Genomic DNA, 8,532 nt, shown 5'->3' on the forward strand with positions numbered 1-8,532 from the left:
ATTTTTGAAGATGTTTTGGCCAGTACAGGAGCCATGCCTTCGGTTATGCGCTTTGGCATGTTGTTTGGCCAAATCAGCTTTGTCTTCTTATTTATTGTATTGTTGGTAATCGTGATCTTGGGAATCGCGCTGCTGGTCAAGAAATCTTCCTTTCACTTTTTGATGTCCTTTCCTTTGACCAAAAAGCTCTATAAAGATCTGGCTTTGGCGCGTTTGACCTATGCCCTTTCTTTATTTGTATCCAGCGGCTATCCCATCGAAGAAACCGTAGGGCTTTTAGGGGAATTTGTCGATCATCCCCTTCTCAAGAAAAAAATCGAAGCGATCCGCCAGGATGTCCAGGCAGGCAAATCCTTTGGCCAGTCTTTATTGGATCATCAAGTCTATGAAGGAACCTATGCCAATATGTTGGCCATCGGGATCCATACGGGAAAACAAGACAGTGTCTTGCAAAGCTTAGGCAACTTATATGAGCAAGAAGTCGAAGCTTCTACTTCGCGTTTCTTAAACATCATCGAACCTACGATCATCGCTTTGTTGTCGATCATTGTAGGGGTGATCTTATTATCGATCATGTTGCCGTTATTAGGCATCTTGTCCGCCTTAGGTTAAGATGAAGACGTTAGGAAAATGGTTGGGATCTCTGATCCTGTTTGCGGGGGCGCTTGTATTTTTATGGAATGGTTTGATCGATGCCGACCAGACAAGTGCCAAGCAGGATACGGAAAGGATCACTTCTGCGATTCGCAAGGCGGCTGTGGAATGTTACAGCGTAGAAGGAAGATATCCAAAAGATCTGGCCTATCTGCAAGACGAATATGGTTTGGTTTTGAATGAAGAGGCTTATTTTATCACCTATCGGGTGGATGCCGAGAATATGATGCCGGATATCTATGTTTATCGAAAGGGGGATGCACATGAATAGAATGCGCAATATCTATGTGTTTTTCTCTTTGTCTTTGTTGTTTTTGTTTGCGGGCTGCGCCTTGATGCTGGTGTATACGCAGATCGAGGGTTATCAAGATCTGCGCCAGGAGATCGAACACGATTTTGAGACTTATACACCTCTTTCTTATTTAACTAATAAGATCCACAGTTATGATGAGGCCGGTGCCATTTCTACGGTACAGATCGAAGGGATCTCTTGTTTACGGCTGCAGGATGAAAAAACCGATACTTTGATCTATGTACAAGAGGGAAAGCTCAAAGAACTATATACGATCCAAGGAATCCAGCCTGATTTAAGCGCGGGCGAGGAATTGATGGATTGTGATCGGCTGGAGATCGATCTGGAACCGCATTTTATTGAATTGGAAGTAAATGATCAAAGTTTGCGGCTGCAGCTGCGCAGTGAGGCTGGCGTATGAAACGAATCGATACTTCAAAGCCGTTTGCGTTCTTTTTAGAATTTTTACTGGTCCTTTTCTTCTTTGCCTTATCGGCGATGATCGTCTTGCGGATCTATGCGCAAGCGCAGACGATGCATACGCAAGACCAGCAAAGTCTGCAGGCTTTGACTGTTGCCCGTAATGCCATTGCCAACCCGGAAGCGTTAGTCCCGGGTACTTATGGCTTGGATGAAACGATGGAAAAGGCGGGAACAGTTTATCAAGTCGTGATCGATCAGGAAAAAGACGGCAAAGGAACGTATAAGATCTTACACGACGATACCGTTCTTGTTTCTTTGCGGTATTATGTAGGAGGTTTTCAATGAAGGAAAGACGCTCATTAAAACCGGGGACAGGGATTGCGACGATCCTTTTGATCTTTGTCGTGCTGGCGATGACGATCTTGGCGGTATTAAGCTATCTGCACGCTTCCCAGAATCATCAAAGCGTGGCACGTCAGATCGAATATGCCCAAGCCTATTCCGAAGCCGAGGCCCAGGCTTCCTATCTGCAAGATCAGGTAAAAAAAGGTCATTTTGAACAAGTCGAAACCAATGAAGAAGGTTATACTTATAGTATTGAGATTGTCGAAGGACAAACGCTTTTTGTCCAATTAGACAAACAAGGCAATGCCTTGATTTGGAAGACGATCGATGAAACGGAGGGATCCTAATGGATGTTCGAGAAATATTGAAAGATGCCGTCCGACAAAACGCATCCGATATCTTTTTTGTCGCCGGCTCGCCCTATGCTTTTAAGATCCAGAAAGATGTGATCAAACAAAGTGAGCAGCGGCTGATGCCGGAAGACATGAAAGAGATCATTCAACAGTTATATGCCTTAGCACCTTATTGTGATTATGAAAATTTTGCCCGTGACGGAGATGATGATTATTCCTTTTCGCTTCCTTCCGTGGGCCGGTTCCGTGTCAATGTGTATCGTCAAAGAAATTCCGAAGCTGCGGTCTTGCGCGTCGTTAAATTTGAATTGCCGGATCCGTCTTTGTTGAAGATCCCGGAAGCTATTTTGAATCTATCTCAAGAGACCAAAGGCATGATCTTGGTCTCCGGACCGGCAGGCAGCGGCAAGTCGACGACCTTAGCTTGCATCATTGATCGCATCAATGAGAGCCGACCGGCTCATATCATCACGATTGAAGACCCGATTGAATATCTTCATTCGCATAAAAAAGCTATTGTTTCGCAGCGCGAAGTCTATCATGACACCAAAGATTATCTTTCCGCTTTACGGGCCGCATTGCGCGAAACGCCGGAAGTGATCTTGTTGGGGGAAATGCGTGATGAAGAGACAATTTCTACGGCCATCACCGCTGCGGAAACGGGCCATCTGTTGATGTCGACCCTGCACACCGTCGGGGCCGTAAATACGATCGATCGTATCCTGGATACGTTTGGTGAGAAGCAGTCGCAAGTTCGAGCCCAGCTTTCGATGGTCTTGAATACCGTGATCAGCGAACAGCTGGTTCCTACGATCGATGGCGGAGTCACTCCGGTATTTGAGATCATGAAGATGACCCCGGCAATCCGCTCTCAGATTCGGGAAGGCAAGACGCATCAGATCGAAAATACGATGACTTCTTCCAAAGCTTTGGGCATGGTCACGATGGATGATGCTTTGTATGATCTCTATAAAAAGCAGATCATTACGGCCCAGACTGCGATCTTATACAGCTTGCATCCGGAGACCATGAAACTGCGTTGTCCGGTAAAGGGGTTTTGATCCGATGATCCGGCAAGCGACCCTGAAAGATCTGGATGCGATCTCAGAAGTAGAAAATATTTGTTTTCCGCTTACGCAGGCATGCACGAAAGAACAGTTTGAAAAACGTTTGACGTATTACCCGAATCATTTTTGGCTCCTGGAACAAGAAGGAAAGATCATTGCCTTTGCGGATGGTTTTTGTACCGATCAAGAAGAATTGACCGATGAGATGTACGAAGAGGCTTCTCTTCATAATGAAAAAGGGGCCTATCAGATGATCTTTGGATTGAATACTTTGCCAAACTATCGTAAAAAAGGATATGCTTCCCAACTGATCCAGACTATAATAGAACAGTCAAAAGCCGAAGGAAGAAAAGGTGTGGTCTTGACTTGTCTGGAAGAAAAGATCCCTTTTTATGAACATCTGGGATTCGAAAACCAAGGGATTTCTTCTTCGGTTCATGGCGATGTTTGTTGGTATCAAATGATTAGGAGGCTGTAAACGATGACGTACATAGAGATATTGGAAAAAGCCAGAAAGAATATGAGCAACCTTTGCCGCTCTTGTCCGGTCTGTGATGGCAAAGCTTGCCGAAATACGGTTCCCGGGCCAGGAGCCAAAGGCAGCGGGACCGTGGCAATTCGAAATTACGAAGCTTGGAAACAGATCCATCTTGTCTTAGATACGATCAGCGAGAATAAACCTGTTGAAACAAAGACGACTTTGTTTGGCAAAGAATTCCGGCTGCCGGTTTTTGCGGGACCTGTCGGCGCGGTCGATATGCATTATGGGGATGCGTATGTTGATCTGACGTATAACGAAATCTTGGTCAAAGCTTGTAAAGAAGCAGGGATCTTGGCTTTTACCGGCGACGGGATGAACCCGGAGATCATGAAAGTGGCAACCCAGAATATCAAAGCCAATGAGGGAATCGGCATCCCAACTATCAAACCGTGGACCCAGGAAACGGTCATGGAAAAACTGGCTTTGGCCAAAGAAAGCGGAGCGCTTGCGGTTGCGATGGATATTGATGCGGCAGGGCTTCCTTTCTTAAAAGGATTCGTACCGCCGGCCGGAAGAAAAAGCATTTCGGAATTAAAAGAAATTGCCCAGGCTTGCGGCGTACCGTTCATCTTAAAAGGGATCCTTAGTGTCAAAGGGGCCCTCAAGGCCAAAGAAGCGGGAGCCAGTGCGATTGTCGTCAGCAACCATGGTGGCCGCGTTTTAGATGATACGCCCACAACAGCCGAAGTCTTGGAAGAAATCGTCCAGGCGGTCGGAGAGGATCTAACGATCTTGGTGGACGGTGGCATTCGTACCGGCCAGGATGTTTTCAAAGCCCTGGCTTTAGGAGCGGACGGCGTATTGATTGCCCGACCTTTTGTGAATATGATCTATGGAGCTGAAGCCGAAGGGGTAAATACTTTGGTGCAAAAGATCCAGGATGAGCTGATCGATACGATGGAAATGTGTGGTGCCACTACGATCGATGAGATCACCCGAGATATGATTCGTTAAGGAATAGAGTTTGAACGTTCAAACTCTTTTTTTGAAAAGTCTGGATTCTGTGGTTTAGACAACCGATTTCTTAGGTTCAAAAGCCTATACTGACACTATGGTAAAGGAGAACCTATTATGAAAAAAGAATTGAATCTAAACCAAAAAGTATTTGAACTTTGCGAAACTTATCCAGAGCTCATTGAGATCCTATCGAATGTAGGATTTACAGAAATCACAAAAAAGAATGCCTTACAGACAGTAGGCAAATTGATGACGATTCCTAAAGCGGCCAAACTTCGAGGAATCGACATGGCGGAGATCTTGGCTGCTTTAGAAGAAGCGGGCTTTAGCGTCGAAGAGCCGGTCGATCGCGTGACTTTGTTGAAGAGTTATCTGGAGCGATTGAATCATGGAGAAAACCTGGAAAATGTTCGAGCCGATTTTGTACAGGATTTTGAAGGGGTGGATGCCTCGGAGATCTTACAAGCGGAAGAAGAGATGATCTTAGAGGGAATGCCTTATCAGGAAGTCCAAAAACTATGCGATGTTCATTCGGCATTGTTCCATGGATCTACAAGAGAAGAACAAGTCTATAAGGCAGAACTGGCCGTAGAGGACTCTCTTCGTCGTCAAGGGGCTTCCGTCTTTGTGGCTATCCCTGGCCATCCGTTATCGACGTTAACGCTAGAAAATGAAATCTTGGCGATGTTGATCGACGAGGCCCAACATCATTGTGAGGATGATCAAAAAACCGATGCACTCTTTGACAAGATCCGGGAAGTTTCCATCCATTATGCCAAAAAAGGGGATTTGATCTATCCACTGTTAAAAGAGCGATATGGGATCCCTGGACCGGCTGATGTGATGTGGGCGGTAGATGATGAGATCCGAGATACGTTTCAAGCTTTAGCGCAAGAGATAAAGCGAAACAAGTCATGGAAAGAGCGCTATCTTGCGAATCTAGAAAGAGCCGAAGAAATGATCTACAAAGAAACCAATATTTTGTTTCCGCTATGTGCCCAAACTTTCACGAAAAAAGACTGGGAAGAACTATATTGGGATTCGTTGGGGTATGAGCCTTGTTTGATGGATGAGATCCCGGTGTGGGAAGATGCGAAACCAAGAAAAACAGAAACAAAGATCAAAGGGCATGAGATTGTTTTGCCAACCGGGAAATTCACGGTGGCACAACTGAGAGCTTTATTGAACACGATCCCTATGGAGATCAGCTTTGTGGATGAGAACGATATCAATCGTTATTTTAATGAGGGATATAAATTATTCAAACGACCGAATATGGCATTAGGGCGTACAGTCACAAGCTGTCATCCGCCGCAGATTGCTCAGATGGTCCAACAGATCTTAGAAGACTTTAAAACAGGGCAGCAAGACTCTGTCGAGGTGTGGATGGAAAAGCGCGGAAAGCTTGTCCTGGTTCGCTATATGGCTGTTCGTGATGAAGAGGGAAACTACTTGGGAACGGCAGAGTTTGTCCAGGATATGGAAGCCGTTCGAAAAAAATTTTTGTAGACAAATGCGATAAATATGCGCCAGATTCTATCATAGGGATCTGGCTTTATTGCATCTCTGAAAAAAATTGTATATAATAGCCGCGATTTAAAAAGAAAGAATAAAGGATGTTAAAAGGAAGTAAACATTTACGAATCGCGGGAATGTTAGAAATCGTGATCGGGGTCTTGATGTTGTTGTTCACATGGACCTTGGTCGGAGCAGGAGATTTTTCTGCTGTATTAAATGAAGGTGCTGCATCGAATGCGTTGATGTCCATCGTAATCTTGTATGGTTTTCATATTTTTGAGATCTTGGCAGGGATCATCGGAATCGTCTGTGCCAACAAAAAGTCAGCTTTGACTTTGGTGTTAGGATTGGCGCTTTTCTTCATCAATCTGTGGGAGTTCTTCTCTTATGGCACGGATGTGATGCAGATCGTGATGCATGCCATTACATTGATCGTTCCATACTATTATCTACATAACGCCTATCGTAATTTCAAAGGTTAGAAAGAAACATCGATCTTCATGAAGGTCGGTGTTTTTTTTCTGAATTCTAAAGAGAACTTTTTGGGATATGTTATATGGTATACTATCTATAAGATGAAAAGATAAAATACCTCCTGCTTATAGATGAAACAAGTCTTGTTCGCGGAAACCAACATTATAGAGATATCAAAATATAATAGGACGATAAGGGCATATAAAGGTCGATAATTATTTTCCTGGTTTTAAGAAATGAAGTTAACGCAGTTATGTTAAAGATCATATATCATTATCGCAACGTATCCGTGAATGGGAACAATGCACCTGTCAATATTAGAAACGAAGAGATGTGACCATTATCTTCGTAACTAAAAGTGAAAAAGAATCATGATATATGGAGATAGTTCGCTTATGCTTACAGGAATAATTGTTTTAAATGTTATCTCAAAGGAGGAATTGTTGTGACTAGAATAAAAAAGGAAACAATTGAAGCAAAAGGCCTTGAAATTCAAGTTTATACTGAAGATTTCAAAAATGATTTTATCAGTCTAACAGATATAGCAAGATATAAAAACCCACACGAACCTAAAGACGTTGTAAAGAATTGGTTAAGGGTAAGAGACACGATTGAATTCTTGGGATTGTGGGAAACAATTCATAATCCGAATTTTAAAGGGGTCGAATTCGACTCCTTTAGAAGTGAAGCGGGAAGCAATGCTTTCACTTTATCTCCGCAAAGGTGGATTGAAAGAACAAATGCAATAGGCATTGTATCTAAGTCTGGAAGATATGGTGGTACGTTTGCTCATCCAGATATAGCAATGGAATTTGCTTCGTGGATTTCAGCAGAGTTTAAACTATATTTAATACAAGACTACAAGCGACTAAAATCAAATGAAAATTCTAAGCTATCACTCAATTGGAATCTAAACAGAGAATTATCTAAAATTAACTATAAGATTCACACAGATGCAATTCAGGAATATCTTCTGAAAGAGTTAACTAACGAACAATTATCCTATAAATACGCTAGCGAAGCTGATATGTTAAATGTTGCGTTATTCAATAAAAGAGCCAAGCAGTGGCGTGATGAAAATCCCAATTTTAAAGGAAATATTAGAGATTATGCAAGTATAAATGAGTTGCTAGTTTTAGCAAACATGGAAAGTTATAATGCGGTCTTAATTAGTAAAGGTTGGAAACAAAAAGAAAGAATGATTGAATTAAGAAATCTTGCAAGGACTCAACTGACATCGCTTGAGAAGTTAAGTGAAAACACTTTGACCAGTTTAGAAAATAAATCAATCAAGTAATCTGAGATAAACTGATAGACTAACTTTCATAAAATTGTAGAATCAAAAAATAAGGATGGAATTTCCACTTTTTTAGTAGAGTAGAATCCATCCCTTTTTATAATTGAAAAAATAAATGTTTTTATTGAGATTTTCGTCAAAAGTTGCCTTGTTTTTAAAGGGAATTTTTTGGGACATGTCATATGATATACTATCTATAAAATGAAAAGATAAAAAACCTCCTGCTTATAGATGAAACAAGTCTTGTTCGCGGAAACCAACATTATAGAGCGATTTACATATTATAGGACTATTAGAGCTCATAAAGAGCCAGGTCTACAGGGAAATGTTCGCGATCGAGAAGTGGTTTTCTATAAGAGAGGAGGGGAATTTACGCCAAGAGCGAGCATTCTCTGATATTGTACGATCACTATGTTTAATCGTTGAAAAGAGGAGATGATAAAATGAAAAACGACATCGTGATGTTCAAAAACGGAGAACTTGAATTAGAAGTAAATGTAACACCAGAAAAAGAAACTGTATGGCTCACTCAAGATCAAATGTCTTCATTGTTTGATACTGCCAGATCGTCTATTGCTTACCATATTAATAACATTTTTAAAGAAGGGGAG

11 protein-coding genes are annotated in these 8,532 nt (G+C 42.3%); all 11 read left to right on the plus strand.

The features are described from left to right. A partial coding sequence (locus tag Q0J48_RS05555; RefSeq protein ID WP_296242382.1) for a type II secretion system F family protein occupies positions 1-612 on the plus strand: 612 nt, incomplete at its 5' end. Position 613: 1 nt separating this feature from the next. Then, positions 614-925, plus strand: a complete 312-nt coding sequence (locus Q0J48_RS05560; RefSeq protein ID WP_296242384.1) for a hypothetical protein — start codon at positions 614-616, stop codon at positions 923-925. Continuing rightward, complete coding sequence (locus tag Q0J48_RS05565) at positions 918-1,367, plus strand: DUF4860 domain-containing protein (RefSeq protein WP_296242385.1); 450 nt, start codon at positions 918-920, stop codon at positions 1,365-1,367. Before Q0J48_RS05560 ends, Q0J48_RS05565 begins: the two co-directional genes overlap by 8 nt. Further along, positions 1,364-1,714, plus strand: coding sequence for a hypothetical protein (locus Q0J48_RS05570; RefSeq protein WP_296242387.1), 351 nt, complete (start codon positions 1,364-1,366; stop codon positions 1,712-1,714). The genes Q0J48_RS05565 and Q0J48_RS05570 overlap by 4 nt, the downstream gene beginning before the upstream one ends. Then, positions 1,711-2,061, plus strand: a complete 351-nt coding sequence (locus tag Q0J48_RS05575; protein ID WP_296242389.1) for a hypothetical protein — start codon at positions 1,711-1,713, stop codon at positions 2,059-2,061. Before Q0J48_RS05570 ends, Q0J48_RS05575 begins: the two co-directional genes overlap by 4 nt. Beyond that, positions 2,061-3,128, plus strand: coding sequence for a type IV pilus twitching motility protein PilT (locus Q0J48_RS05580; protein ID WP_296242391.1), 1,068 nt, complete (start codon positions 2,061-2,063; stop codon positions 3,126-3,128). The genes Q0J48_RS05575 and Q0J48_RS05580 overlap by 1 nt, the downstream gene beginning before the upstream one ends. A 4-nt stretch (positions 3,129-3,132) precedes the next feature. Beyond that, positions 3,133-3,612: a GNAT family N-acetyltransferase gene (locus tag Q0J48_RS05585; protein ID WP_296242392.1), complete on the plus strand. Its 480-nt coding sequence runs from the start codon at positions 3,133-3,135 to the stop codon at positions 3,610-3,612. Between the two features lie 3 nt (positions 3,613-3,615). After that, positions 3,616-4,629 (plus strand): alpha-hydroxy-acid oxidizing protein, encoded by a 1,014-nt coding sequence (locus tag Q0J48_RS05590; RefSeq protein WP_296242394.1) that lies wholly within the window; start codon positions 3,616-3,618, stop codon positions 4,627-4,629. A gap of 117 nt (positions 4,630-4,746) precedes the next feature. After that, a complete protein-coding gene (locus Q0J48_RS05595) occupies positions 4,747-6,141 on the plus strand; it encodes a DUF438 domain-containing protein (RefSeq protein WP_296242395.1) in 1,395 nt (464 codons plus the stop codon). Between the two features lie 107 nt (positions 6,142-6,248). Further along, complete coding sequence (locus Q0J48_RS05600) at positions 6,249-6,632, plus strand: hypothetical protein (RefSeq protein ID WP_204685390.1); 384 nt, start codon at positions 6,249-6,251, stop codon at positions 6,630-6,632. 437 nt (positions 6,633-7,069) lie between these two features. Further along, the gene (locus Q0J48_RS05605) at positions 7,070-7,921 is read left to right on the plus strand and encodes a KilA-N domain-containing protein (RefSeq protein ID WP_296242399.1); all 852 of its coding nucleotides are present in this window, start codon (positions 7,070-7,072) and stop codon (positions 7,919-7,921) included. Positions 7,922-8,532: the final 611 nt, after the last annotated feature.

The organism is uncultured Faecalicoccus sp. (assembly GCF_944325745.1).
GTDB lineage: Bacteria > Bacillota_I > Bacilli_A > Erysipelotrichales > Erysipelotrichaceae > Faecalicoccus.